21 protein-coding genes are annotated in these 24,564 nt (G+C 58.7%); 12 read left to right on the top strand and 9 right to left on the bottom strand.

The annotated features are described in order from the left end of the window. Nucleotides 1–25: 25 nt before the first annotated feature. The 3 genes from feoA to greB all read right to left on the bottom strand — a co-directional run bounded on the left by feoA (nucleotide 26) and on the right by greB (nucleotide 3,722). Nucleotides 26–250, bottom strand: coding sequence for a ferrous iron transporter A (feoA, locus tag AACV31_RS17740; protein ID WP_007702689.1), 225 nt, complete (start codon nucleotides 248–250; stop codon nucleotides 26–28). A gap of 555 nt (nucleotides 251–805) precedes the next feature. Then, nucleotides 806–3,136 (bottom strand): Tex family protein, encoded by a 2,331-nt coding sequence (locus AACV31_RS17735; RefSeq protein ID WP_165155237.1) that lies wholly within the window; start codon nucleotides 3,134–3,136, stop codon nucleotides 806–808. Between the two features lie 112 nt (nucleotides 3,137–3,248). Continuing rightward, nucleotides 3,249–3,722: a transcription elongation factor GreB gene (gene greB / locus AACV31_RS17730; RefSeq protein ID WP_004385524.1), complete on the bottom strand. Its 474-nt coding sequence runs from the start codon at nucleotides 3,720–3,722 to the stop codon at nucleotides 3,249–3,251. A gap of 341 nt (nucleotides 3,723–4,063) precedes the next feature. Between greB and ompR the strand changes: the two genes are divergently transcribed. Both ompR and envZ read left to right on the top strand, forming a co-directional pair. Continuing rightward, nucleotides 4,064–4,783 (top strand): osmolarity response regulator transcription factor OmpR, encoded by a 720-nt coding sequence (gene ompR / locus AACV31_RS17725; protein WP_006177890.1) that lies wholly within the window; start codon nucleotides 4,064–4,066, stop codon nucleotides 4,781–4,783. Further along, entirely contained in the window at nucleotides 4,780–6,126 is a 1,347-nt protein-coding gene (gene envZ, locus AACV31_RS17720) for a two-component system sensor histidine kinase EnvZ (protein WP_007764948.1), read from the top strand. The genes ompR and envZ overlap by 4 nt, the downstream gene beginning before the upstream one ends. A 63-nt stretch (nucleotides 6,127–6,189) precedes the next feature. Here the strand turns inward: envZ and pckA are convergent, their stop codons facing one another. Further along, on the bottom strand, nucleotides 6,190–7,809 hold the full coding sequence (pckA, locus tag AACV31_RS17715; protein WP_146378374.1) for a phosphoenolpyruvate carboxykinase (ATP): 1,620 nt from the start codon (nucleotides 7,807–7,809) through the stop codon (nucleotides 6,190–6,192). A 428-nt stretch (nucleotides 7,810–8,237) separates the two neighbouring features. On the opposite strand from pckA, the gene AACV31_RS17710 reads away from it, so the two are divergent. After that, a complete protein-coding gene (locus tag AACV31_RS17710) occupies nucleotides 8,238–9,947 on the top strand; it encodes a DUF4153 domain-containing protein (protein WP_165155239.1) in 1,710 nt (569 codons plus the stop codon). A 51-nt stretch (nucleotides 9,948–9,998) separates the two neighbouring features. Here the strand turns inward: AACV31_RS17710 and hslO are convergent, their stop codons facing one another. The 4 genes from hslO to AACV31_RS17690 form a co-directional block, all read right to left on the bottom strand. Continuing rightward, nucleotides 9,999–10,877, bottom strand: a complete 879-nt coding sequence (gene hslO / locus AACV31_RS17705) for an Hsp33 family molecular chaperone HslO (RefSeq protein WP_007764936.1) — start codon at nucleotides 10,875–10,877, stop codon at nucleotides 9,999–10,001. Between the two features lie 23 nt (nucleotides 10,878–10,900). Next, complete coding sequence (gene hslR / locus AACV31_RS17700; RefSeq protein WP_015742753.1) at nucleotides 10,901–11,302, bottom strand: ribosome-associated heat shock protein Hsp15; 402 nt, start codon at nucleotides 11,300–11,302, stop codon at nucleotides 10,901–10,903. After that, on the bottom strand, nucleotides 11,302–11,982 hold the full coding sequence (gene yrfG, locus AACV31_RS17695) for a GMP/IMP nucleotidase (protein WP_041923999.1): 681 nt from the start codon (nucleotides 11,980–11,982) through the stop codon (nucleotides 11,302–11,304). The genes hslR and yrfG overlap by 1 nt, the downstream gene beginning before the upstream one ends. 63 nt (nucleotides 11,983–12,045) lie before the next feature. Continuing rightward, complete coding sequence (locus AACV31_RS17690) at nucleotides 12,046–14,184, bottom strand: intracellular growth attenuator family protein (RefSeq protein ID WP_165155241.1); 2,139 nt, start codon at nucleotides 14,182–14,184, stop codon at nucleotides 12,046–12,048. 336 nt (nucleotides 14,185–14,520) lie between these two features. On the opposite strand from AACV31_RS17690, the gene nudE reads away from it, so the two are divergent. Then, entirely contained in the window at nucleotides 14,521–15,081 is a 561-nt protein-coding gene (gene nudE, locus AACV31_RS17685; RefSeq protein ID WP_032806887.1) for an ADP compounds hydrolase NudE, read from the top strand. Between the two features lie 82 nt (nucleotides 15,082–15,163). On the opposite strand, the gene mrcA is transcribed toward nudE, so the two are convergent. Next, nucleotides 15,164–17,716: a peptidoglycan glycosyltransferase/peptidoglycan DD-transpeptidase MrcA gene (mrcA, locus tag AACV31_RS17680; RefSeq protein ID WP_165155243.1), complete on the bottom strand. Its 2,553-nt coding sequence runs from the start codon at nucleotides 17,714–17,716 to the stop codon at nucleotides 15,164–15,166. Between the two features lie 119 nt (nucleotides 17,717–17,835). On the opposite strand from mrcA, the gene AACV31_RS17675 reads away from it, so the two are divergent. The 8 genes from AACV31_RS17675 (at nucleotide 17,836) to damX (ending at nucleotide 24,553) form a co-directional block, all read left to right on the top strand. Continuing rightward, nucleotides 17,836–18,618 carry a pilus assembly protein gene (locus AACV31_RS17675; RefSeq protein ID WP_165155245.1) on the top strand — a complete coding sequence of 261 codons (783 nt, stop codon included), beginning with the start codon at nucleotides 17,836–17,838 and terminating at the stop codon, nucleotides 18,616–18,618. 56 nt (nucleotides 18,619–18,674) lie between these two features. Further along, nucleotides 18,675–19,169, top strand: a complete 495-nt coding sequence (locus AACV31_RS17670; RefSeq protein ID WP_234006151.1) for a PilN domain-containing protein — start codon at nucleotides 18,675–18,677, stop codon at nucleotides 19,167–19,169. Beyond that, nucleotides 19,153–19,629, top strand: a complete 477-nt coding sequence (locus AACV31_RS17665; RefSeq protein ID WP_165155246.1) for a HofO family protein — start codon at nucleotides 19,153–19,155, stop codon at nucleotides 19,627–19,629. The genes AACV31_RS17670 and AACV31_RS17665 overlap by 17 nt, the downstream gene beginning before the upstream one ends. Before the next feature lie 19 nt (nucleotides 19,630–19,648). Next, nucleotides 19,649–20,029 (top strand): HofP DNA utilization family protein, encoded by a 381-nt coding sequence (locus tag AACV31_RS17660; protein ID WP_165155288.1) that lies wholly within the window; start codon nucleotides 19,649–19,651, stop codon nucleotides 20,027–20,029. Then, on the top strand, nucleotides 19,941–21,191 hold the full coding sequence (gene hofQ / locus AACV31_RS17655; RefSeq protein WP_370458098.1) for a DNA uptake porin HofQ: 1,251 nt from the start codon (nucleotides 19,941–19,943) through the stop codon (nucleotides 21,189–21,191). Before AACV31_RS17660 ends, hofQ begins: the two co-directional genes overlap by 89 nt. Nucleotides 21,192–21,485: 294 nt before the next feature. Then, entirely contained in the window at nucleotides 21,486–22,007 is a 522-nt protein-coding gene (aroK, locus tag AACV31_RS17650) for a shikimate kinase AroK (protein WP_004386573.1), read from the top strand. A 54-nt stretch (nucleotides 22,008–22,061) separates the two neighbouring features. Continuing rightward, nucleotides 22,062–23,150 (top strand): 3-dehydroquinate synthase, encoded by a 1,089-nt coding sequence (gene aroB, locus AACV31_RS17645; protein ID WP_165155250.1) that lies wholly within the window; start codon nucleotides 22,062–22,064, stop codon nucleotides 23,148–23,150. Nucleotides 23,151–23,239: 89 nt separating this feature from the next. Then, on the top strand, nucleotides 23,240–24,553 hold the full coding sequence (gene damX / locus AACV31_RS17640; RefSeq protein ID WP_165155252.1) for a cell division protein DamX: 1,314 nt from the start codon (nucleotides 23,240–23,242) through the stop codon (nucleotides 24,551–24,553). Nucleotides 24,554–24,564: the final 11 nt, after the last annotated feature.

The following is a 24,564-nucleotide window of genomic DNA, read 5'->3' as shown; positions in this document are numbered from 1 at the left end:
TGCGTTAACTCAACACAGAAAGAGGTCAGCGGGTCGCTTCAACCTGCAAAAGCGCCAGATCTTTTTTTCGCAGCACCAGGCTTACGCGTCGGGTTTCGATATGAATCGGGTCACCCAGGGGAGCCACGCGTTTTACCTCAAACGATGAACCCGGCAGCATGCCGAGCGACAGTAACTTCTGGCGGTAGGCCGGGCTGATTTCCCGGGCGAAACCCGTGATTTTCCAGCTGCTGTTAGGTGTGAATTGCATAGGACCTGCTTATTCCGAATGCGCTCAGCGGCGGTGAGCCGTAGCGATACAACGGCCAGGAGCCGATTATTGCGCGGGAAAGGGTTGTTTATCTGAGTAAGATGGTAATGAGAATGGTTTTTATCTGCAATGCAATAATGCGGCGTAACGATACTTTCTGATGTTTATTTGTTCTGGCGCAAAAAAACGCGGTCACCCGCGTTTTCAACAGACATGGTCAAATTATTTATTCTTTATTTTTCATTTAATTAAAATTAAAAGCAGCCAGAGATTATTGTGGCGTCTTTTATAAGTGTTATTTAGTTGTTCCAGTTGTTGTTTAAATGAAAAATGTAACCGCGTTCATATTTGATTTTATTTCTGAATGTGGATTTTTAAATACGTTTTGCGGTACGGGTAAGGAATGACAGGTGGGTGCGCTGCGCTTACCCGCCCTACAGAATCAACTCGTCTGTCAAAACGTAGGGCGGGTAAGCGTAGCGCACCCGCCACTGGCATCACCCGAAAAACCAATAAAAAAGGCCGGTTTCCCGGCCTTATGTGTTGTGCTGCGGCTTAACGCTTTTTGCCGAACGCGGCGGCGAGCGCATCGCTCATCGCGCTGTTGCCGCCCGCGCCGCTGTCGCGCGCCGGTTTGCGGTTATTCTGCGCCGGACGCTTCTGCGGCTCGCGGCTATTGCCGCCGCTGCCGCGCCGCGCGTTGCCTTCGCCCGGCTGCTCGTCGAGACGCATGGTCAGCGCGATACGCTTACGCGGTAAATCCACTTCCAACACCTTCACCTTCACGATATCGCCCGCTTTCACCACGGTGTGCGGATCCTCGACGAATTTGTCGGAGAGCGAGGAGATATGCACCAGACCATCCTGATGCACGCCGATGTCCACAAACGCGCCGAAATTGGTCACGTTGGTCACCGCGCCTTCCAGCACCATGCCCGGCTGGAGATCGTTCATCGTCTCCACGCCCTCGGCGAACTGGGCGGTTTTAAATTCCGGACGCGGATCGCGCCCCGGTTTTTCCAGCTCTTTAATAATGTCGGTCACGGTCGGCACGCCGAAACGCTCATCGGTAAAATCCACCGCTTTCACGTTACGCAGCGCGCTGCTGTTGCCCATCAGATCGCGCAGCGACTGCTCCGTCGCCGCCAGAATGCGCTCCACCACCGGGTAGGCTTCCGGGTGAACCGTGGAGGCGTCGAGCGGGTTATCGCCGTGGTTAATACGCAGGAAGCCCGCGCACTGCTCAAACGCTTTCGGCCCCAGACGGCTGACTTTCAGCAACTGCTGGCGGTTGCGGAACTGGCCGTTCTCGTCGCGCCACGACACAATGTTCTGCGCCATCATACGCGTCAGGCCCGCCACGCGGGTCAGCAGCGGCACCGAGGCGGTGTTGAGATCGACGCCCACGGCGTTCACGCAGTCTTCCACGACCGCATCGAGTTTGCGCGCCAGCTGGCTCTGACTGACGTCATGCTGATACTGGCCCACGCCGATGGATTTCGGATCGATTTTCACCAGCTCCGCCAGCGGATCCTGCAGACGGCGGGCGATAGATACCGCGCCGCGCAGCGACACGTCGAGATCCGGGAACTCCAGCGCCGCCAGTTCGGAGGCGGAGTACACCGACGCCCCCGCTTCGCTGACAATCACTTTCTGCGCGGTCACTTTCGGGAACTGCTTCTGCACGTCGAGGAAGAAACGTTCGGTTTCGCGCGACGCGGTGCCGTTGCCGATAGCCACCAGCTCCACATTATGCTTCTCGCACAGCGCGGCGATGACGACCGCCGCTTTGGCCGCCTGGCCGGTATGCGGATAGACGGTATCGGTCGCGACCAGCTTGCCGGTGGCGTCAACCACCGCCACTTTCACGCCGGTACGCAGGCCCGGATCGAGGCCCATCGTGGCGCGCAGCCCGGCGGGCGCGGCCATCAGCAGGTCATGCAGGTTACGGGCGAACACGTTAATCGCCTCGTCTTCGGCGCGCTCGCGCAGCGTGCTCATCAGCTCGGTTTCCAGATGCATCAGCACTTTGATGCGCCAGGTCCAGCTCACTACGCCTTTACGCCAGCTGTCGGCCGGGGCGTTATTCAGGCGCAGGCCGAGGTGATCGGTAATAATCTGCTCGCAGTAGCTTTCGCGGGGCGGCTCGTCGAACTGCGGGTCGGCGTTGAGCGAAAGCTGCAATACGCCCTCGTTGCGCCCGCGGAACATCGCCAGCGCGCGGTGCGACGGCACCGTGGCAATCGGTTCATGATGGGAGAAGTAGTCACGGAATTTCGCGCCTTCTTCCTCTTTGCCTGGCACCACGGCGGAGACCAGATGGGCGTTCTTCCACAGGTAATCGCGCACTTTGGCGAGCAGCGCCGCGTCTTCGGCAAAGCGCTCCATCAGGATATAGCGCGCGCCGTCAAGCGCGGCTTTGGTGTCGGCCACGCCGTTGTCAGCGTTGATAAATTTCGCGGCTTCCGCTTCCGGCTCGTGGGACGGCTCGTTCCACAGCAAATCGGCAAGCGGCTCAAGGCCCGCTTCGATCGCTATCTGCCCGCGGGTGCGACGCTTCGGCTTGTAAGGCAGGTAAAGGTCTTCAAGCTCGGTTTTGCTCTGGGTGCCGGTAATGGCCGCCTGAAGTTCATCGGTGAGTTTGCCCTGATCGGCAATCGATTTGAGGATAGCCGCACGGCGCTCTTCGAGTTCGCGCAGATAACCCAGACGCGTCTCCAGCTGGCGCAACTGGGTGTCGTCCAGACCGCCAGTGACCTCCTTACGATAGCGTGCGATAAACGGCACGGTGTTCCCTTCATCAAGCAGGCGAATGGCAGCGTCTACCTGTTCAGCCCTGGCCTGAAGCTCACTGGCGATAATACGACTGAGCGAATCATTCATCATGGCAATATCATCTGTTATGTACAAAAAGTCAGGGCACAGTTATACGGACTGAAGGGTAAAAATGCCAGCCGTAGCCGCGCCCGTGGCGGGTTTCGGAGCTATCCGCAAAGGGTTACTTCACATACTCGATGGCGTTCACATACCAGGTGGCTTCGCCGCCCGGCGTCTGGACGGTCGCCACGTCGCCTTCCTCTTTTTTGAGCAGCGCGCGGGCCATAGGGGAGTCGATGGAGATGTAATCTTTGCGCCCGAAAATCTCGTCATAGCCGACGATACGAAAACGCTTTACGTCGCCATCGTCATTTTCCACCTCAACCCAGGCGCCGAAAAAGACTTTGCCTTCCTGCTGCGGCGAATAGTCGACGATTTTCAGGTTCTCAAGGCATTTGGTGAGGTAGCGCACGCGGCGGTCGATTTCGCGCAGTCGCTTTTTGTTGTACTGGTAATCGGCGTTTTCACTGCGATCGCCAAGGCTTGCCGCCCAGGTCACTTTTTTAGTGACTTCGGGCCGCTCCTCGCGCCACAGATAGTCGAGCTCTTTTTTGAGTTTTTCGTAGCCTTCGCGGGTAATTAACGGCGTTTTCATCGGCTGGCCTTCGCAGAGAATTTTAACGTCCGTACCTTAGCGGGCGTGGTGGCGAATGTGAAGCGCCGGACGCGTGAAAACACGGCTGATTCACGCGCCTGAAACCGCAGGGCCCGCATACGAAATGCGCCAGTTCGTTTATGATTAGGGCTGAGGTCGGCAGCGTCGTCATGTCGCGCTTTAGCGATACGCCGGTTTTGTGATGAAAAGTGAAGATAAGCTGCTGTTAAATATGCTTTGTAACAATTTCGACTACAATATATACCAGATTTAACTCACCGGCTGACGCACACTTTTTTAGAATGGCGTTACAACTGTTTGAGCCTTTGGGAGTAAACACAATGCAAGAAAATTACAAGATTCTGGTGGTGGATGACGATATGCGTCTGCGCGCGCTGCTTGAGCGTTACCTCACCGAGCAAGGCTTCCAGGTGCGCAGCGTGGCAAACGCCGAACAGATGGATCGCCTGCTGACCCGCGAGTCCTTCCACCTGATGGTGCTTGATCTGATGCTTCCTGGCGAAGACGGACTGTCGATTTGCCGCCGTCTGCGCAGCCAAAGCAACCCGATGCCGATCATCATGGTCACCGCCAAAGGCGAAGAGGTCGATCGTATCGTGGGGCTGGAAATCGGCGCCGACGACTATATCCCTAAACCGTTCAACCCGCGTGAACTGCTCGCTCGCATCCGCGCCGTACTGCGCCGTCAGGCCAACGAGCTGCCGGGCGCGCCGTCGCAGGAAGAAGCGGTCATCGCTTTCGGGAAATTCAAACTCAACCTCGGCACGCGCGAAATGTTTCGTGAAGATGAGCCGATGCCGCTCACCAGCGGGGAATTCGCCGTCCTGAAAGCGCTGGTCAGCCACCCGCGCGAGCCGCTGTCGCGCGATAAGCTGATGAACCTGGCGCGCGGCCGTGAATACTCGGCGATGGAACGCTCCATCGACGTGCAGATCTCCCGCCTGCGCCGCATGGTGGAAGAAGATCCGGCGCATCCGCGCTATATCCAGACCGTCTGGGGCCTGGGCTACGTCTTTGTGCCGGACGGCGCTAAAGCATGAGGAAGCTGCGCTTCTCGCCTCGCAGTTCTTTTGCCCGCACGCTGCTTCTCATCGTCACCCTGCTGTTCGCAAGCCTGGTGACGACCTACCTGGTGGTGCTTAACTTCGCCATCCTGCCGAGCCTCCAGCAGTTTAATAAAGTCCTGGCCTACGAAGTCCGTATGCTGATGACCGATAAACTTCAGCTGGAGGACGGGACGCAACTGGTGGTGCCGCCGGCGTTTCGCCGCGAAATCTACCGCGAGCTTGGGATTTCGCTTTACTCCAACGAGGCGGCGGAAGAGGCGGGATTGCGCTGGGCGCAGCATTATGAGTTTTTAAGCCAGCAGATGGCGCAGCAGCTTGGCGGCCCGACGGAAGTGCGCGTCGAGGTCAATAAAAGCTCGCCGGTGGTGTGGCTGAAAACCTGGCTGTCGCCCAACATCTGGGTGCGCGTGCCGCTGACCGAAATTCATCAGGGCGATTTCTCGCCGCTGTTTCGCTATACGCTGGCGATTATGCTGCTGGCGATTGGCGGGGCCTGGCTGTTTATCCGCATCCAGAACCGGCCTTTGGTGGAGCTGGAACACGCCGCGTTGCAGGTCGGTAAAGGCATTATTCCGCCGCCGCTGCGTGAATATGGGGCGTCCGAAGTGCGTTCGGTGACGCGCGCGTTTAACCATATGGCGGCAGGTGTAAAACAGCTGGCAGACGACCGCACGCTGCTGATGGCGGGTGTCAGTCATGATTTACGCACGCCGCTGACGCGTATTCGTCTGGCGACCGAGATGATGAGCGAAGGCGACGGCTATCTGGCGGAATCTATCAATAAAGATATCGAAGAGTGCAACGCCATCATCGAGCAGTTTATCGACTACCTGCGCACCGGGCAGGAGATGCCGCTGGAAACGGCGGATCTCAACGCGGTGCTGGGTGAGGTGATCGCCTCGGAAAGCGGCTATGAGCGCGAGATAGAAACGGCGCTGCAAAGCGGCGAAATCCCGCTGCGCATTCATCCGCTGTCCATCAAGCGCGCTGTGGCGAATATGGTGGTGAATGCCGCGCGCTACGGCAACGGCTGGATCAAAGTGAGTAGCGGCACGGAACTCAACCGCGCCTGGTTCCAGGTGGAAGATGACGGGCCGGGCATTGACCCTGCCCAGCTCAAGCATCTGCTGCAACCGTTTGTGCGCGGCGACAGCGCGCGCAGCACCAGCGGCACCGGACTGGGGCTGGCGATTGTGCAGCGTATTATCGATAACCACCACGGGCTGCTCGATATCGGCAAGAGCGAGCGGGGCGGGTTGCGCATCCGCGCCTGGCTGCCGGTGCCGGTAGGTACGACGGTGGTTAAAAACAGCTAATTTTCTGCTCTTCACACCATAAAAAAACGGCTCCTTTACGGAGCCGTTTTTACATTCAACCCTTTAGCGCTGCGGGCCTGCGCTCACCAGCGCGGCGCCGGCAGGCGTGTCGGTGTATTTCTCGAAGTTGCTGATAAACAGCTGCGCCAGCTGCTGCGCTTTCTCCTGCCACTGTTCCGGCGAGGCATAGGTATTGCGCGGGTCGAGAATGCGCTCGTCAACGCCTGGCAGGCTGGTCGGGATAGCCAGGTTAAAGAGCGGCAGCGTGAAGGTTTCCGCATCGTCCAGCGAGCCGTTCAGGATGGCGTCGATAATCGCGCGCGTGTCTTTAATGGAAATACGTTTGCCAGTGCCGTTCCAGCCGGTATTCACCAGATACGCCTGCGCGCCGGCCGCCTGCATACGTTTCACCAGCACTTCGGAGTACTGCGTCGGGTGAAGCATCAGGAAGGCCGCGCCGAAACAGGCCGAGAAGGTCGGGGTCGGCTCGGTTACGCCGCGCTCGGTGCCCGCGAGTTTCGCCGTAAAGCCCGAGAGGAAGTGATACTGCGTCTGGCTGGCCGTCAGGCGCGAGACCGGCGGCAGCACGCCGAACGCATCGGCGGTCAGGAAGATCACTTTCGTCGCGTGGCCCGCCTTCGACACGGGCTTCACAATGTTATCGATGTGGTAAATGGGGTAGGAAACGCGGGTGTTTTCCGTTTTGGACGCGTCGTCAAAATCGATACTGCCGTCGTCGCGCACGGTGACGTTTTCCAGCAGCGCGTCGCGGCGAATGGCGTGATAGATATCCGGCTCGGCTTCTTCAGACAGGCGAATGGTTTTGGCATAGCAGCCGCCTTCGAAGTTAAACACGCCGTCATCGTCCCAGCCGTGCTCGTCATCGCCGATAAGGCGGCGTTTCGGATCGGTCGAGAGCGTGGTTTTGCCGGTACCGGAGAGGCCGAAGAACACCGCGACATCGCCTTTTTCGCCGACGTTCGCCGAGCAGTGCATTGAAGCGATGCCTTTCAGCGGCAGCAGGTAGTTCATGATGGAGAACATGCCTTTTTTCATCTCGCCGCCGTACCAGGTGCCGCCGATAAGCTGCATCCGCTCGGTCAGGTTAAAGGCCACGAAGTTCTCAGAGTTCAGCCCCTGCGTCTGCCAGTCCGGGTTGGTGCACTTCGCGCCGTTCATCACGATAAAATCGGGCTCGAAACCCTCCAGTTCATCATCAGACGGGCGAATAAACATGTTTTTAACGAAATGCGCCTGCCAGGCCACTTCGGTAATAAAACGCACCGCCAGGCGGCTGTCCGGGTTGGCGCCGCAAAAAGCGTCAACGATGAACAGGCGTTTACCGGAAAGCTGCCGCGTCACCAGGCCCTTCAGATGCTGCCAGGTTTCCGGCGTCAGCGGTTTGTTGTCGTTTTTGCCTTTGCCCTTATCGGACCACCAGAGCGTATCGCGCGTGGTGTCGTCGCGCACGACGTATTTATCTTTCGGCGAACGACCGGTAAAAATGCCCGTGTCGACGGCGACCGCTCCCAGATCAGTTAGCACCCCGCGCTCATAACCCTCCAGTGACGGGTCGAGCTCTTCGCGATAAAGCGTGTCGTAATCGGGGTTATAAACCACCTCCTGGACGTCGTTAATACCGTAAGCCTTGAGATCCTGCGGGGTTATGCCTGTAACTCGCATTTCACTGCTCCTTAGCCAATTTATACTAACTGAAAGTGTAGGGTCATTCCGGGGATGTTAACCGCGACAGGCTTCATAGATTTACGTTACTGATGGGTCGCCAGGCGCGCCATAGTGGAAAATTCTGTGAGACCGGTCACGACGGGACTCAGAGTATGGCAACATTTTATCTGTGTACGCGTTAATTGTTCCGAATATGTTATAAAAGCCGCCCGCTAAACCCGCACTTTGTGACTGTAAGCGCTTTCCTGAAGAAAATTATCTTTTCTGTGAAAACCAAAACCGGCGGGCGATCGCACAGGATAAACGTGCTTTTGCGGATACGCGTACGGCTCCGGCGCCTGAAACCTGTCTTTTTCCACTTCACGCTCACTTCACGAAGGCGAATTATCTTCATCACGTGAATGCGTTTTTAAAGGATTATCCCCATGTCTGAACTCCATCCCCTGGCGCCCGCGACGCGCTGGGGTATCGTGATGATTGCCGCGATCTGCGGTCTGCTGATGTTTTTAACCGGCCCGCGCAGCTTGATCGTGATGAGCCAGGGCTCAGCGCTGGTGCTGCACTCGCTGGCCATCACGCTATGCGCGAGCGTGGCGCTTGCCGCGACCCGCCTGCGCGCGCTGCGTTTCTGGTTAATGACGGGCGCGCTGCTGGCGCTGGTCGGCATGATGGCGGGCTGGATGCGCTGGTCTGTCACGGGCGTGGATGAGCTGGATGCCGCAGAGATGGTCGCGAACTGGTATTTCCACCTGGCGGCCACGCTTTTTATGGCGCTGCCCTGGCTACAGCGCGACAGCGTATCCGGCGAGCCCGTCCCACGCCGCCTGATGCTGTGGAATAACGGCGTCGCGCTGCTGCTGGCGCTGGCGCTCGCTGGCCTATTCTGGGGCGTGCTGCTGCTGTGGGCGAAGCTCTTCAGCGCGGTGAATATCCACTTTTTCGACGATCTGTTTTTTGACAAGCCGCTGTTCGGCTACGTGATGGTGACCGTTTCCGGCGCGGTATGTTTGCTGCTGTGCCGCAGCCAGACGCGCATTACCGAGGCGCTGATCCGCTTTCTGACGCTGGTGGCGTCCGGCCTGCTGCCGCTTGCCGCTCTCATCGCGCTGCTGTTTCTTGTGACGCTGCCGTTTGTTGGCCTGAGCGGTCTTGCGGCGCGCACCTCCTGCACCGCGCTGCTGGATACGCTGGCGCTGGTCTTGCTGTCGCTTTCAGGCCTGGCCTGCGCGCCCTGGCGCAGCGCGCCGCCGCCGCACAAGGCGCTGCGTCTGCTGAACGCCGCCGGGCTTATCGCGACGCCGCTCTTTTCGGCGCTGGCCGGGTGGTCGCTGTGGCTGCGCGTGCAGCAATATGGCTGGACGCCGTCGCGCGTTTACGCGGCGCTTATCACGGCGACCGTGCTGTGCTGGGCCGTGTGCGCGGCGCTGCAGGTGGCGCGGCGGATGAAGAGCAGTGAACCCGTCAGCGATCGCGGCGGCCGGGTCGTCATGCTGTTTTCGCTCGCGCTATTAGTATTAAGCCATTCGCCGGTGCTCGACCCGTGGCGCATTAGCGTTGAGAGTCAGATGGCGCGCTATGAGAGCGGGGCGCAAAAGGCTGATTTAATGAGCCTGTATATGCTGCAACATGCCGGGCGACGCGGCCAGGCGGCCCTGAAAAAACTTCGCAATAACACGGCTTTCATGGCGGATCGTGAAAACCGTCAGGCGCTGCGCGATATGCTGGACGGGGATCCGTCGTCGGCGGTGAACGAGGCCGATCTGCGCGACGTCATTGCGCTTGCCTCAGGCGCGCAGGCGCCCGCGGAAAGCTGGTGGCAGTGGGTGCGCAAAGAGGATACCTACAGCATGCGCGGCTGTTTATATGAGAAAGGCAGTTGCGTCGTGGCGGCGCTCGATCTCAACCACGACGGTCAGAACGAAGTGCTGCTGTGCAGTAGCGACACGCGCAGCTGTAGCGTGACGATGCACGAGAACGGCCAGTGGCGGCAGGCGGGCTGGAGCCTTGAGGTGCCCGGCAGCCTGACCCGCGAAAAATTCGACAAGGCGCTGCGCGAAAACCAAATCAAAGGAAAAGATAAAACCTGGCAGGATGTGGAAATCGGCGGGGTGAGAATACCGATCAGTTATCAGTAAGCGTATAGCAGGAAACGCTTCCCGCCGGCCGGCGGGAAGCGTCAGCAGGGTTTAGTGCACCTGCGGATCGGCCGGGGAGACGTTTTTGCGGATCCCGGCGATATCCATCGCGTCAAACACGTAGTGGTTACCGCAGTAGTCGCAATGCATATCCACTTCGCCGTCTTCTTCCAGAATCTGTGCGATTTCTTCATCCGGCAGCGTACGGAGCGCATCGGCGCAGCGCTCACGCGAGCAGGTGCATTTAAACTCCACCGCCTGCGGATCGTAAACGGTCACTTCTTCTTCGTGGTAGAGGCGCCACAGCACATCGTTAGCAGGCAGCGTAAAGAGTTCATCCGCTTTGATGGTTTCAGTCAGCGTCGCCAGATGGTTGAAGTCTTCCGTCTGGGCATCCTGCGCCGGCAGTACCTGCAACAGCATACCGCCTGCGGCAGGCTGGCCCTGCGCTTCGCCGGTGCGGATAAACAGACGGGTCGGCAGCTGCTCGGAGCGCATGAAGTAATCTTCCAGGCATGCGGCAAGGGTATCACCTTCCAGGCCAACCACGCCCTGATAGCGCTCGCCTTCTTCCGGCGTAATGGTGATGACCAGATAGCCGTTGCCCACCAGCGTTTTCAGACTGGCATCGGCCGGGACATCGCCCTGCACGCGCGCGACGCCGCGCATCTGCTGGCGGTTATTGCCGTTAATGACGGCAAGCGTCATCGGGCCGTCACCCTGCAACTGAACGGTGATATCGCCCGCGAATTTCAGCGTCGCGGTCAGCAGACTGGTGGCGACCAGCAGCTCGCCCAGCAGGGTTTTCACCGGCATTGGGTAGTCGTGGTTTTCAAGTATCTGTTTCCAGGTTTCTGAAACCGTCACCAGTTCGCCGCGCACGGCATAATTTTCAAAAAGATAGCGGTGTAGTTGGTCGTGTTGAGCCATTATTCTCTCTCCTGGCGTGACGGTTATTCGCTGTCGCCAAATTTAAATTTGATCAGATCGCGGCGCTCTTTTTTATCCGGGCGGCGATCCGGATGCGGCATGGAAAGGGCGTTGAGTTTACGCGCCAGCGCGAGTTTTTCGCGCTTTTCGATACTTTCTGCCGTCTCTTCGTACAGCAGTACCGCCTCGTTTGCCGGTCGTCGCTGATCGGTAATACCTTTTACCACCAGCGTGCGTTCATCGTTTCCCTGGCGCAGCGTTAATACCGCGTTCGGTTCGATAATTTTACTCGGTCTGGTCCGTTGCCCGTTGTAGTGCACCTTGCCGCCTTCGATCATCTCGCGGGCCAGCGTGCGGGTTTTATAGAAGCGCGCCGCCCAGAGCCATTTGTCCAGGCGAACCCCTTCCGTAGATTTCTCTTTCATCACGACTCCTCGGTTTGCAGCGAGGGGATCAGACGCCGGTAATCGCCAAGCGCCGGATGGCGCTGATAGCTTTTATCCGCAACGCCTGAATCGGGATTGGTGACGCCAAGGCAGTAGCGAATACCAAACCGCGCGGCGGCATCGAGAATCGGCTCGCTGTCGTCGATAAACAGCGTGCGCGATTTTTCAAGGCCGGTGTGCCGGGCAACGGCCTGCCATAACCGCTGATCCTCTTTTGGATAACCAAATGTGTGGGTGGAAAGTAATAAATCAAGGTGCTGAGCAAGCCCAGTATGCTCAAGCTTGACGGCCAGATTATGAGGATGCGCGTTGGTCAGCAAAATACGCCGCTTGCCGCAGGCTTTCAGCGCGTCGAGAAACGGCACGGTATCTTCACGTATCAGCGCACGCGGCCCTTGCTCGGTCGTCATGGCGCAGATATCGAGCCCCAGGCGCTCGCTCCAGTAATCCAGACAGTACCAGTTTAGCGTATGCTGCACGGCGTGATATTCGGCGCGGATATGATTGTGGGCGTCATCCAGCGAAATGCCTCGCTGCTGGCTTAAGGTTTCGGGCACCAGCTTCTGCCAGAAAAAGGTATCGAACGCCAGATCGAGCAGCGTGCCGTCCATATCCAGCAGAACGGTATCAACCTCCTGCCAGGCGATATCAATAGTCATGGGAACTCCCGCCTGAGGAAAAAAGGGGCGACAGATTACCATAAACCTGTCGCCGCCGGATTATCAGAACAGGGGGCGAATATCCGCGGAGGGGACCAGCTGCGGGTTGAAGCAATTTTCGTAGTAGCGCTGGATTTCTTCGATACGGGTGCGGCTGCGCTGCCAACGACGCAGCGCGACGACGCCGTTATACAGCGCGCAGATAAGCATCACCAGCATCAGGAGCGTGGTGCCGAAATAGCGCCACAGCCCGGCGCTGTCCGGAATACTGCTGAGCGTAACATGCTGGGTGCCGTTGGCATCGGTGCGCAGGCTGGTGACGACGCCTTCAGCGTGGAACGGCGTCTGCATCAGCATACCGGCCAGACGCTGAAACTCTTTCCACTGCTCCTGCGGCGGGAAATCATACAACGATGTCGGCGGTAGCGGCTGGTTCACCATATCTTTGCCTTCATCGCTGATAAGCATAAAGCCGCCCGGCGGCGGGCTGTTGAGCGACTGCGCGGCGCGGCTGGTTTCACGTACGAAGAACGGCGCGGTTGACGCAATCACCAGATTATCGAGCGATTCCGCGCTGACCGGGCGCAACAGGACATTGATGCCGTCGAGTTTGCCTTCGCTGGCGCGTTTCACGAGCGACGGCCAGTCTTTGGTATTGCCGAGGTTCACCAGCGCGTTTTTCAGTCTCACGCACTCTTCTTCGCCCGTACACAGCGCTTCGGTTTTCAGCACGATCTCCGCGAAATCATCCAGCAGCACCATGCCCGATTTCTGGATAGCCGACGCCAGTTGCGGGTTGATTTTGGTGTCACCTTCCTGCGGATGCAGCTGGCGGTTAACCGCATCTGCCAGCGCCGTCGCTTTGGTTACCGTATCGGATTCCGGCAGGGGCAGGGGGCTTGCGTTATTCCAGAGAATTTGCGAGCAGTCGAACGGCATAAACGGGTAGTTCTGGCGCGTGGTGTAACGCCCCGGCAGATGGATATTACACATGCCCGTGCCGTTGATACGCAGCGTGTCGCCAACGCGCAAACCCGCTTCTTCAAGCTGCGCGACGCTGGTCGCTTCGACCGTTTGCGCGCCTTTAAGCCAGGAGAGCGTCAGCTTAAACGGCATATCGAGCGGCACCCAGATAGTCAGGAGCAGCAGCACCAGCAGTGCGCCCGCGCCGATGACCGCGCTGCGCAGCCAGTGCTGGAGCGGGAAATGTTTCACTTCATCATGCAGCGACAGGAAACGCCCCTGGCGCACCACATGCCTGTCCATATAGATATCGATATCCGTTTTCTGGCCTAAATCATGGGCGATAAACGGCTGCCAGTGCGGCGGATAGATAAGGTCGATAATGCCGAGCGAAATATTATTGAGCTGTTCCTGATTGGTTTCGCCAAACAGACCCCAGCGTTTGGGCGTGCCGCGCAGGCAATGGATTTCGCGCAGCGCCGTTTTCGCCGGCGGCGCATACAGCCCCCACAGGCCCGCGCCCAGCAGCAAAATCGCGCCGCCCGCAAGCCAGGGCAGCATCATCGGCGGCGTCACGAGGCAGAGGAAAAAGAGCACAAACGCGGCGCAAATCAACAGCGCTTCGCGCAGCCCGTCCGGGCGTCCAAGCAAGTGCTCTTCCTGCGTCTCCTGACGAATATTCAGCAGCTCAATCTGTTCGCTCTCTTCGCCGCGAATGGACGCCAGGCCTGACGCCGGGCCTTCCAGCACGTAGCCGCGCGCTTCATGCACGTGTTCCTGGATCGAATGGCCGTTTAGCGAAATAACCAGCGGCAACGTTCCGGTGCGGATAAGCTCGACGCTGTTATCATCCGTGATGTATTGCTCGCAGAAAGGCGGCAGATGCACTTCGACCGAATCCAGGTAGTAGCGCCATTTGTTCGGATCGTCTGATGAGAGGCCGTAGCGGGTAATGGCCCGACGGATACAGTAGACAGTGCTGCTTTGCGGCGTCAGCGTTAACCGGACTGGCGGCTTAATCGCGCCGGTCGGCGTCGGCGAATCCTGAAAACGAGAGAGCGTTTCCAGATAGCTTTCGATGGCGCTACGCTCTTCACTGCTGAGTTTACGGGTCGTGGCGCCAGCAAAAACCTGGGCGGGTAAACGGGGATGACGGGGGCGAATTTTGCGCTTTATCCACCAACCTGCAATGACGATGCAGGCCAGCATAGCAGCGACTAAAATCAACAAGGTGCTCATGCTTTCCCCATCAAATCACGGTACTCGATGCAAATGTAAACAAGTATTGCCTATGCAACATTAAGGCAGAACAATGAACAAAAATCGACAGGTATGGGTTCAATTTGAGTGAAATTTTTTGAGGCATACCAGCAGTAAATCAATGTTAGCAAAGCGAGAAGCGCGGAAATATCAGCAAATTCTTATTTTAAATTCAACCTCTTGACATAAATGGGTATTTGGGTTTTACGTGCGCGTGACGTTGCGGGAATGTAAATAAAAAACGAATCACATTGCCCGAACCGTGCGGTGTGTCGCACAATGAGAAGAGATATTGTCACCCGGTGGCCGGTTAAAATGAGTAAACCCCTGCAAAAACCCACTATTTTACATATCGAAACGGTTGCCCGTTCACGTCTTTTTAGCGTCGAGCAGGTGAGTCTGGCCTTCAGCAACGGCGAGCAGCGCGTCTATGAGCGCATGCGTCCTTCCGAACGCGAGGCGGTCATGATCGTGCCGATTATTGACGATCATCTGGTCTTAATCCGTGAATATGCCGTCGGCACCGAATCCTATGAGCTGGGCTTTTCCAAGGGACTTATCGATCCAGGTGAGAATATTTACGAAGCCGCGAACCGCGAGCTCAAAGAAGAAGTCGGCTTTGGCGCGAAGCAACTGACGTTCCTGAAAAAACTCACCATGGCGCCGTCTTATTTCTCCAGCAAAATGAATATTCTGGTGGCGGAAGATCTCTACCCGGAAACGTTGCAGGGCGACGAGCCGGAGCCGCTGGTTCAGGAGCGCTGGCCGCTCGCGCATATGATGGATCTGCTGGAAGACCCCGATTTTAGCGAGGCCCGCAACGTCAGCGCGCTGTTTTTAGTGCGAGAATGGCTGAAGATGCACGGCAGGCTGTAGCCAAAGAAAACGCCCGTTAAAGGGCGTTTCAACCCGCGCAACGGATAAAAAAACGCCCCATGATGGGGCGTTTTGTGTTTTATCAGAACAGCTCGTGGGTTTCCCCGTTATCGATAATCGTCGTACCGACTTCATGCACCGCCTGTTGGGTCGGTTGCGTGCCTTCGATAAAGAACTCCTGACGACTGTTGCCGCCGTTCGCGAGCTGGCCGGTGCTGCGGTCGATGTTGACCGTCACGATGCCAGGCGGCGGGGTTAACGGCTCTTCCGGCACGCCTTCCAGCGCGGCTTTCATGTACGCATCCCATGCAGGCTGCGCGCTTTTTGCGCCGCCCTCATAGCCGGAAATCTGATTTTTAATCGCGCCCGAGGCCGTGGTGCGGCCCAGATCGCGGCGATGATCGTCAAAGCCTATCCAGACCGATGTCACCACACCCGGACCATAACCGGAGAACCAGGCGTCTTTCGAGCTGTTGGTCGTCCCGGTTTTACCGCCGATATCGCGGCGCTGGAGATCGCGGCCGGCGCGCCAGCCCGTGCCCTGCCAGCCCGGCTCGCCGAAGATATTGCTGTTCAGCGCGCTTTTAATCAAAAACGACAGCGGCGTGCTGATGACGTGCGGCGCATATTGCGGCGCCGGGCTTTGCGCGACCAGATCGCGGTTCGCCTGCTCAAGCTGCGGCATCGGCACCGGGGCGTTCTGCTGTTCAGCGGAGGTGGCGACGTTTTCCACGTCTTTATTTTCCAGCACGTCTGACTTCGGCGTTTCGCCGTAAATCACCGGGATATCGCAATCCGGGCAGGCGATTTTCGGTTTCGCTTCAAACAGCGGTTCGCCCTGGTCGTTGGTGATTTGGCTGATAAACCACGGGTCGACCAGGAAGCCGCCGTTCGCCATCACCGCGTAGCCGCGCGCCACCTGCAACGGCGTAAAGGAGGCGGAGCCCAGCGCGAGCGATTCGGTATGCACGATATTCTGCGCCGGGAAGCCGAAACGCTGCAGATATTCCGCCGCGTAGTCGACGCCCATAGCGCGCATGGCGCGAACCATCACCACGTTCTTCGACTGGCCCAGGCCCTGGCGCAGACGAATCGGCCCGGCATATTCCGGCGGAGAGTTTTTCGGCCGCCAGTCGGAGCCCGCGCCCGCATCCCAGCGGGAAATCGGCACGTCGTTCAGGATGCTCGCGAGCGTCAGGCCTTTGTCCATCGCGGCTGTATACAGGAATGGCTTAATGTTCGAGCCGACCTGGCGCAGCGCCTGGGTCGCGCGGTTAAATTTGCTCTGGTTGAAATCAAAACCACCTACCAGCGCCAGGACCGAGCCATCTTTCGGGTTGATGGAAACCAGCGCCGAGTTCACATCCGGCACCTGAGCGAGCCACCAGCTGTCATCCACCTTACGCACCCAAATCTGCTGGCCGGCCTGCAACACGTCGGTCACGCGGCGCGGCGTCGGGCCCTGCGCGGTATCGGAACGGTAAGGACGCGCCCAGCGCACGCCGTCCATCTTCAGCGACACCGACGAGCTGTCCGCCAGCAGGGCTGTGGCTTCGTCCGTATTTGCCGAGGTGACGACGGCAGGCAACAGCGGCCCGTAGGTCGGCAGGTTTTTCAGCGAATCGGTGATTTTCTTGCTGTCCCACGCCATCTCGCCCACGCGCCACAACACGTTAGATGGGCCGCGGTAGCCGTGGCGCATGTCGTAGTCCATCACATTATCGCGAACCGCTTTCTGCGCGGCCTGCTGAATGCGGCGGGTAATGGTGGTGTAGACCTTATAACCGTCTTCATAGGCGTTTTCGCCGTAACGGCTAATCATCTCCTGACGCACCATTTCCGTCAGGTACGGCGCGGAGAAGGCGATTTCCGGCGCGTGATAATTGGCGTCAATGGCTTCGCTACGGGCGTCGTCATACTGCGACTGGCTGATATAGCCTTCGCTCAGCATACGTGAGAGCACGACGTTACGGCGCGCGGTGGCACGCTCAAGCGAGTAGAGCGGGTTGAACGTCGACGGCGCTTTCGGCAGACCGGCGATCACGGCGATTTCACTTAAGGAAAGCTGATCCACCGTTTTGCCGAAATAGACCTGCGCGGCCGCGCCCACGCCATAGGCGCGGTAGCCGAGGTAAATCTTGTTCAGGTAAAGCTCAAGGATCTCATCTTTCGTCAGCAGTTGCTCAATACGCACCGCGAGAAAGGCTTCCTTGATTTTACGCATCAGGGTGCGTTCCGGGCTTAAGAAGAAGTTACGCGCCAGCTGCTGCGTAATGGTGCTCGCGCCCTGCGAGGCGTGACCGGAGAACAGCGCGACGCTTGCGGCGCGGAAAATCCCGATAGGATCGACGCCGTGGTGATCGTAGAAGCGGCTGTCTTCCGTGGCGATAAACGCCTTCACCATTTCTGGCGGGATCTGATTGAGCGTCAGCGGAATGCGGCGCTTTTCGCCGTACTGTGCGATCAATTCACCATCGGCGCTGTAGATCTGCATAGGGATCTGCAACCGCACATCTTTCAGCGTGGCGACATCAGGCAACTGCGGCTCAATAAATTTATACAGACCGTATATCGAGCCGGCTCCCAGCAGAATGCAAAAGACTGCAAGGAAGAATAAATACTTTACGAACTTCACCGAGGATTTCCCATTTAGTTTCTGTTGGGCAGTTTATAAACAACCGCGCGGTAGTATAAAGGCAAGCCAGAAGCATTGATATTGCATTTTCATTTTGCGGGACAGGGAGAACGTCAAAAATGATCGGCGCGCAATGGCAGATAGGCCTGCATATTCAATCAGATAGTGTTATTTCCGTGGCGTTAACGCCTAAGCGAGGCGGCTGGCGCCAGCAGCGCTGGTGGGCGCTTCCGCTGGCGCCTTATCATGACGACGAACAGCGCCGACAAGCGTTAATCGAAGCACTAACGCCGTGGCGCGCGCAGTTGCCGCGCTATGCATCCATCCGGCTCGGATTTCCGGCGCAGCGCACGCTACAGCGCGAGCTTCCCCGGCCCGTTACCGCGTTATGCGAACCGGAATGCGAAGCCTGGCTTGGCGTCGTTGCGGCGCGCCAGCTCTCTCTGCCGCCCGACGCGCTGGCGTTTGATTATACCGAGAGCCAGGAGGGCTATGCCGTAACCGCCGCGCGCGCTGTGGAAGTGGCGGAACTGACGGCCTGCGCCCGCGCGCTGCGTTTTACGCCCGCCGCGCTGACGCCTGACGCGAGCGCGCTGGCCTGCTTCTTTCCGTATGTTGATAACACCTGCAAAGTCATTGTGGCGCAGGCGGGTGCGCAGTGGCTGTGGGCGACCCGCGAGCGCTGGGGCGTGTGCGCGACGCCAGGCGCGGAGGGCTTATTGTCGCTTGGCGTGCAGCTTAACGTGCCGGCGCAGGAGATAACCCTGTGCGGCGCAATCCGGGAAGAGGGCGACTGGCAGGGGTTTGATCCCTGGCAGGCCATCACCTGGCCCTGCCCGCCCTTGCCGGATGAGCGCGGACGCTTCGCTGTCGCCATTGGGCTGGCGCTGGGAGCGGCGTGATGAGGCGGCACGTTAATCTCTTACCGTGGCGACACGTAAGGCGGCGCACGCGGCTGATGCGCTGGGGCGGCTTTTTTCTTCTCGTGACGCTTGCGGCAGCGCTGGTGGCTGTGACCGGTCACTACGTCATTAGACATCAGCAGCGCGCGCGACAGCAGCAGCTTGACGCTCTGCTCCTCGTCGTGACGGAGCAAAAAACACAGCTGCAGCAGTCGCAGCGCGCCGGGGCAGAATATGAGGCGTTACGTGCGCGCTGGCAGCAGCGTGAAAGCGCCCGTCAGGACGTCGCGGCGTGGCGGCAACGCCTGCTCACACTCGCCGATGCCCTGCCGCCGTCGCTCTGGCTCACCACGCTGCGTTTTCATGACGAGCGTCTGGAGCTCACCGGCAATGCCTATGAACCGCAGGCGCTCAGTCTGTTTGAGGAAAATCTGCGTGGGCTTGCGCCTTTTACGCAGGTGACGCCGGGTGAAACGCGCCGGGAGGCGGAGGGCTACTGGCGTTTTAGCCTCTCATTGCAGAAGGAGCCTGCCGATGCGGCTCCTCATTGATCGCTGGCTTAGCGGCCCGCTGTTGCTGCGCGCGGCGTGCGCCGTGGGCTGGCTGGCGGCGCTTACTGGTGCCACTTATGCATGGCTGGCGCCGCTTTGCCAGGATGTTTACCACTTAGAAACGCAGCTTGAACAGCGGGGTGCCGAACGGCAAACGCTTCAGCGACTACAGGCCGCTCAACCCGATCGGCGAGAAGCTGTCGCCGCGCTGGAAGCGCAGCTCACCCTGAAGCCATTTTCGCCGCTGGCGCTAAACCCCGGCCCCGACGGGCACCTTCTCCGCTGGCAACCGCAGGGCGATACGGGCGAGCTGGAACTGGCGTTAGCCTGGCAGCATGTACCGGCCATTTTTGAGGGGCTCGCGCAGAGCGACATGCTGCCGCTCGGGTTTACGCTGCGCAGAGAGGACGAACAGAACCTGCGTCTGACGCTACAACTGGGGCGTGCTCATGAGAAGTAGCGCGCTAGGGGCATGGCTGATGCTGGCGTGTTTCCCGGTCTGGGGCGAGGGCGATCCTTTTGCGCCGCCGCAGGCGCGCTGTCAGCTGCATCAGGCGGATCTCTGGCGCTATGGCGGCATGGTGAAAAAGGGCGAGTCGGTGCGGGTGCTGTTGCAGACGCCGGATAAAAAGTGGCTGCGTGTCAGCCCCGGCGCGACGCTCCCGACAGGCTGGCAGCTCACCGGTGTCGAAGCCGGTAAGGTGACGTTAAAAAGTGGCGAAGGGTGTCGCCCTTCGGTTCTGGTATGGACACTTAAGGATGCGCATCATGATAAGGAAATCCCTTCCTTTATTATTACTCGCAGCGACAACCGTCTGCGCGGCGCCCGCGAGCCCGGGCGTCTCACTGGTGGCGGATGAAACGCCGGTCGTCCAGCTGTTACAGGCGCTGGCTGAGAGCGAACAGTTAAATCTGGTCATAGCGCCCGGCGTGGAGGGCGTGGTCTCGCTGCACTTGCAGAACGTGCCCTGGCAGCAGGCGTTTCAGATGGTCACGGAGAGCGCGCGGCTACGCTGGCGCAAAGAGAGCAATATTTTGCGGGTCTACCCGGAAACCTGGGAGCAGCAAACGCAGGCCCAGCGCGAAGCGGCGCGCCAGCAGCAAGAGCGTAGCCTGCCGCTGGCGAGCGAGACCGTCACGCTGCGCTATGCCGAAGCCACGGAGCTTGCCGCCGGGCTGGCGGCGCTCGGCGATAAACTGATGACGCCGCGCGGCAGCATCACGGTGGATAAGCGTACCAACCGGTTGTTGATACGCGATACCGCAAGCGCGTTGCGTCAGGTGCAGGAGTGGGTCGCGAAAATGGATATTCCGGTAGGCCAGGTGGAGCTGGCCGCCCATATCGTTACCATCAACCAGCAGAGCCTGCGCGAACTCGGCGTCAAATGGAGTACTGCGGATGCCGAAGGCGCTACGAAGCTCTATCACCCCACCACGGTCTCGGCAGATCTGGCGGTAGCGAACGCCACTACACGGCTTGGCTTTAATATCGGCCGTATCGACGGGCGCATGCTGGAGTTCGAGCTTTCGGCGCTGGAGCAAAAGCAGAAAGTGGAAATTATCGCCAGCCCTCGTCTGTTGGCCGCGCATCAGCAGCCAGCCAGCATTAAGCAGGGCAGTGAAATCCCGTATCAGGTGTCGAGCGGCGAAAGCGGGGCGACGTCGGTGGAGTTTAAAGAGGCGGTGCTGGGGATGGAAGTGACGCCCACGATCGGCCAGGGCGGACGTATCCGGCTGAAGCTGCGTATCAGCCAGAATATGCCGGGCCAGGCGCTGCAACAGGCCGACGGTGAAGTGTTAGCCATTGATAAACAAGAGATTGAAACGCAGGTTGAGGTGAACGACGGCGAGACGCTGGCGCTCGGCGGGATCTTCCAGCAAAAAAATAAAACGGGGAATGAACAGGTGCCGGTATTGGGAAATATTCCGCTCTTCGGGAGCCTGTTTCGCCACGACGGTAAAGATAAAGAAAAGCGTGAACTAGTGGTGTTTATTACGCCGCGTATCATCAACGGCGCCTGATCGCGCAGGAGTTTTTAGCCATAATCGTCGCCGGATGTTTGACGCAGAGTTGGAATTAGCATACAAGGAGTACCGATTTGAGAGTCGGTCAAAGGCGGTGCGCCCGTTATTGTTTTTCACTCCTGTGCGTCAGACGCGGTGATTTATTCGGTTGCCAAACTACCTTGAGTGTTGAGATAATTTTTGATCTGACTCTCGCACTATCGCTTAAGAGGTTTCAGTTCATTTCCCGCAGCTCAGGGTTATTTGCTCGCGGGTTTATCATCAACGAATTGTCTTAGTAGTACCGAAAAAATGGCAGAGAAACGCAATATCTTTCTGGTTGGGCCTATGGGTGCTGGCAAAAGCACTATTGGGCGTCAGTTAGCACAACAGCTCAACATGGAATTTTACGACTCCGATCAAGAGATCGAAAAACGTACCGGGGCTGATGTCGGCTGGGTCTTCGATGTAGAAGGCGAAGAAGGTTTCCGTGATCGCGAAGAAAAAGTCATCAATGAGCTGACGGAAAAACAGGGTATTGTACTGGCGACCGGCGGTGGCTCTGTCAAATCCCGCGAAACCCGCAATCGTCTCTCCGCGCGTGGCGTGGTGGTCTATCTGGAAACCACTATCGAAAAGCAGCTCGCCCGTACTCAGCGCGATAAAAAACGTCCGCTGTTGCAGGTTGATACGCCGCCGCGTGAAGTACTCGAAGCGCTCGCCAATGAGCGTAATCCGCTGTACGAAGAGATTGCCGACGTCACCATCCGTACTGACGATCAGAGCGCAAAAGTTGTGGCTAACCAGATTATCCATATGCTGGAAAATAACTAATTCCGGCGAATCCTTACTCACCTGCGGGTAAAGCACAGAAGGTTACTGAACGTCATGGAGAGGTTAACGGTTACTCTCGGGGAACGTAGTTACCCTATCACCATCGCAGCCGGATTGTTCAACGATCCGGCTTCCTTTTGGCCTTTGCGTGCAGGTGACCAGACCATGTTGGTCACCAATGAAACGCTGGCGCCGCTGTGGCTGGACAACGTCCGCTCTGTGCTGGAACAGGCTGGCGTGAAGGTTGACCAGGTGATTTTGCCCGACGGCGAGCAGTATAAAAGCCTGGCCGTGCTGGAAACCGTATTCAGCGCGTTGCTGGAAAAACCGCATGGCCGCGATACCACGCTTATCGCGCTGGGCGGCGGCGTCATCGGCGATCTTACTGGCTTTGCCGCGGCGTGCTATCAGCGCGGCGTGCGCTTCATCCAGGTGCCGACCACGTTGCTTTCGCAGGTCGATTCCTCCGTCGGCGGCAAAACGGCCGTTAACCATCCGCTTGGCAAAAACATGATAGGCGCCTTCTGGCAGCCCGCCTCCGTGGTGGTCGATCTCGACTGTCTGCAAACCCTGCCTGCGCGTGAGCTCGCCTCCGGGCTCGCGGAAGTTATCAAATATGGCATCATCCTTGACCGCGATTTCTTCTACTGGCTGGAAGAGAACATCGACGCGCTGCTGGCTCTCGATGGCGCGGCGATGGCGTACTGCATTCGCCGCTGTTGCGAGATCAAAGCCGATGTCGTCGCGGCGGATGAGCGCGAAAGCGGCATGCGCGCATTGCTGAACCTGGGCCATACTTTTGGGCACGCGATCGAAGCGGAAATGGGTTACGGCAACTGGCTGCATGGCGAAGCGGTATCCGCGGGCATGGTCATGGCGGCGCGCGCCGCAGAGCGTCTCGGCCAGTTTGCGACGCAGGATGTCGAGCGCATTATCACGCTGCTCAAACGCGCAGGTTTGCCGGTCACCGGCCCTGCGTCTATGGCGCCGCAGGCGTACCTGCCGCACATGAAGCGCGATAAAAAAGTTCTGGCTGGCGAGCTGCGCTTAGTGCTGCCGCTGGCTATCGGGAAGAGTGAAGTGCGCGGCGGAGTGCCGCACGATCTGGTATTAAGCGCGATTGCTGACTGTCAGCAGGCGTGAATGAAAAGTACTGTTCGCCAGTAATGGCGTTTTTACTATCGGGCAATAGCGTGGCGCAGGCCGCAATGAGCCTTCGAGTGGGGTGTTAAATGGATGAATTCAAACCAGAAGACGAGCTGAAACCCGATCCCAGCGATCGTCGTACTGGTCGTTCTCGTAAATCTGCTGAGTTCGATAACGAACCGCAAATCAACATTGATGACGTTGATCTGGATGCAGACGATCGTCGTCCGTCGCGCGCGCGTCGTGAGCAGACGCAAGAGACTTACGAAGCGGATGAATCGCTGGCGGATGAGGAAGACGTGCAGGAACGCCGCTCGCGCAAGCGTAAAAAAGCGCCGCCGAAAGGGCCCATTTCTCGCCAGCATCTGATGATGGCGCTCGGTATTTTTGTGCTGGTGCTGCTGATTATCGGCATCGGTTCAGCGCTGAAAGGCCCGGACACCACGAAAACCGACGACGCGCAGGCGCAAAACGCCGAGAAGAATATCGATCTCGCGGGTAACACTGGCAGCCCGTCAGACCAGGCTAACGGCGCGCAGCCGCAGCCGGGCAACACCTCTGCCGCGAATCAGAACACCAGCAACGCGCCGCAGGATATCTCTCTGCCGCCGGTTTCTTCGACCCCGACTCAGGCTGAGGCGCCGTCTGCGCCGCAAGGCCAGCAGCGTGTCGAAGTCCCGGGCGATCTGAACAATGCGCTGACGCAGCAGCAGGGCCAGATTGATAACGCGGTGTCCGGCTCTACGCTGCCGACCGAGCCCGCGACCGTCGCGCCGGTGAATGGCAACGCCGCCGCGCCGCAGCCGTCGCGTGACGCCGCGCAAAGCGAGAAGCCTGCGCGTCATAACGCCGCAACCACGCCTTCGCGCCCTGAGCGTAAGCAAATGGTGATTGAGTCTGAACCGCGTAAAGCGCAGACCACCCAGAGCAAACCGCAGCAGGCGCCAGCGAAAACCGCAACCACCGAACAGAAACCGGCCAGCACGCCGAAGCGCAGCGAACCGGCGACCGGTACCGCCTCTGCGCCGGTGAAAGCGCCTGCGACCACCACGGAAGCGCCGAAAAGCGCGCCTGCGGCGAGCCAGCCTTCCGCTCCGGCGGGTGGGGCGAGCGCCGGTAACGTCGGTGCGCTGAAATCCGCGCCGGGCAGCCACTACACGCTTCAGCTGAGCAGTTCGTCGAACTACAACAACCTGAACGCGTGGGCGAAGAAAGAGAATCTGAAAAACTTCGTCGTATACCAGACGACCCGTAACGGTCAGCCGTGGTATGTGCTGGTGAGCGGCGTTTATGGCTCGAAAGAGGAAGCAAAACGCGCCGTCTCTTCGCTGCCAGCCGACGTGCAGGCGAAAAACCCGTGGGCTAAGCCGATTCACCAGGTCCAGGCCGATCTGAAGTAATGAGTAAAGCG

It is taken from the genome of Cronobacter sp. EKM101R, from assembly GCF_963888145.1.
GTDB classification, from domain to species: Bacteria; Pseudomonadota; Gammaproteobacteria; order Enterobacterales; family Enterobacteriaceae; genus Cronobacter; species Cronobacter turicensis.
This window is presented reverse-complemented; position numbering and strand designations above follow the sequence as displayed.

Excerpts from the sequence above, each read along its gene's own strand:
- aroB (WP_165155250.1), top strand. The coding sequence starts at position 22,062 with ATGGAGAGGTTAACGGTTACTCTCGGGGAACGTAGTTACCCTATCACC.
- yrfG (WP_041923999.1), bottom strand. The coding sequence starts at position 11,982 with ATGACTATTGATATCGCCTGGCAGGAGGTTGATACCGTTCTGCTGGAT.
- AACV31_RS17675 (WP_165155245.1), top strand. The coding sequence starts at position 17,836 with ATGATCGGCGCGCAATGGCAGATAGGCCTGCATATTCAATCAGATAGT.
- greB (WP_004385524.1), bottom strand. The coding sequence starts at position 3,722 with ATGAAAACGCCGTTAATTACCCGCGAAGGCTACGAAAAACTCAAAAAA.
- damX (WP_165155252.1), top strand. The coding sequence starts at position 23,240 with ATGGATGAATTCAAACCAGAAGACGAGCTGAAACCCGATCCCAGCGAT.
- AACV31_RS17670 (WP_234006151.1), top strand. The coding sequence starts at position 18,675 with ATGCGCTGGGGCGGCTTTTTTCTTCTCGTGACGCTTGCGGCAGCGCTG.
- feoA (WP_007702689.1), bottom strand. The coding sequence starts at position 250 with ATGCAATTCACACCTAACAGCAGCTGGAAAATCACGGGTTTCGCCCGG.
- AACV31_RS17660 (WP_165155288.1), top strand. The coding sequence starts at position 19,649 with ATGCTGGCGTGTTTCCCGGTCTGGGGCGAGGGCGATCCTTTTGCGCCG.
- AACV31_RS17690 (WP_165155241.1), bottom strand. The coding sequence starts at position 14,184 with ATGAGCACCTTGTTGATTTTAGTCGCTGCTATGCTGGCCTGCATCGTC.
- AACV31_RS17710 (WP_165155239.1), top strand. The coding sequence starts at position 8,238 with ATGTCTGAACTCCATCCCCTGGCGCCCGCGACGCGCTGGGGTATCGTG.
- hslR (WP_015742753.1), bottom strand. The coding sequence starts at position 11,302 with ATGAAAGAGAAATCTACGGAAGGGGTTCGCCTGGACAAATGGCTCTGG.
- ompR (WP_006177890.1), top strand. The coding sequence starts at position 4,064 with ATGCAAGAAAATTACAAGATTCTGGTGGTGGATGACGATATGCGTCTG.
- pckA (WP_146378374.1), bottom strand. The coding sequence starts at position 7,809 with ATGCGAGTTACAGGCATAACCCCGCAGGATCTCAAGGCTTACGGTATT.
- nudE (WP_032806887.1), top strand. The coding sequence starts at position 14,521 with ATGAGTAAACCCCTGCAAAAACCCACTATTTTACATATCGAAACGGTT.
- aroK (WP_004386573.1), top strand. The coding sequence starts at position 21,486 with ATGGCAGAGAAACGCAATATCTTTCTGGTTGGGCCTATGGGTGCTGGC.
- AACV31_RS17735 (WP_165155237.1), bottom strand. The coding sequence starts at position 3,136 with ATGATGAATGATTCGCTCAGTCGTATTATCGCCAGTGAGCTTCAGGCC.
- hslO (WP_007764936.1), bottom strand. The coding sequence starts at position 10,877 with ATGGCTCAACACGACCAACTACACCGCTATCTTTTTGAAAATTATGCC.
- envZ (WP_007764948.1), top strand. The coding sequence starts at position 4,780 with ATGAGGAAGCTGCGCTTCTCGCCTCGCAGTTCTTTTGCCCGCACGCTG.
- AACV31_RS17665 (WP_165155246.1), top strand. The coding sequence starts at position 19,153 with ATGCGGCTCCTCATTGATCGCTGGCTTAGCGGCCCGCTGTTGCTGCGC.